Here is a 640-nt window from a genome sequence, read left to right as displayed (position 1 = left end):
AGGAATTTTACAAACCCTTTATAAAAAAGAAGAACGTTCACCTGGTGATGAACAGGACCTATGATGTGCTGGAAATTTCTACTGCAGCATTGGTGACCTCGGGCACTGCCACCCTGGAAACCGCCCTTTTAAAAGTGCCGGAAGTAGTCTGTTATAAAGGCAATTTCATCTCCTACCAGATCGCAAAACGCGTCATCAATCTTGATTACATCTCCCTGGTCAATCTCATAATGGATCGGGAAGTGGTAAAAGAGCTTATCCAGGATGATCTTAACCGGAAGAATCTAAAAAAAGAACTGGCCAGGATCCTGAATAAAGAGCACAGGAAAAAGATCTTCAGCGATTATTATGAACTGGAGCAAAAACTTGGCGGCAAAGGGGCCAGTGAAAAGACAGCTCAGCTTATTTACCAAAAAATTTCGGGATCATGAGAGGTTTAAAAATGACATTTCTGGTCCTCATTTTTACCCTCACTTCCTGTGGCGCCAGGAAAGGGATCACTACTTCTTCTGAAGAAATTCCTAAAGTGCAAAAGCAACAATATGCTTCCCTTCCGGATTTTGTAGAAATTGAAGATGAGCCTGAAATCACCCGGGAGGAATTCAGCATTATAGATCACGCCATGCAATTCCTGGGTACA

2 protein-coding genes are annotated in these 640 nt (G+C 42.5%); both read left to right on the top strand.

The genetic code is table 11. The features are described 5' to 3' along the window. A partial coding sequence (locus HC175_RS16190) for a glycosyltransferase family protein (RefSeq protein ID WP_479685234.1) occupies positions 1–431 on the top strand: 431 nt, incomplete at its 5' end. 11 nt (positions 432–442) lie between these two features. Next, on the top strand, positions 443–640 hold a 198-nt coding region (locus HC175_RS16185), incomplete at its 3' end, for a hypothetical protein (protein ID WP_168139431.1).

Source organism: Salinimicrobium oceani, assembly GCF_012037645.1.
This window is presented reverse-complemented; position numbering and strand designations above follow the sequence as displayed.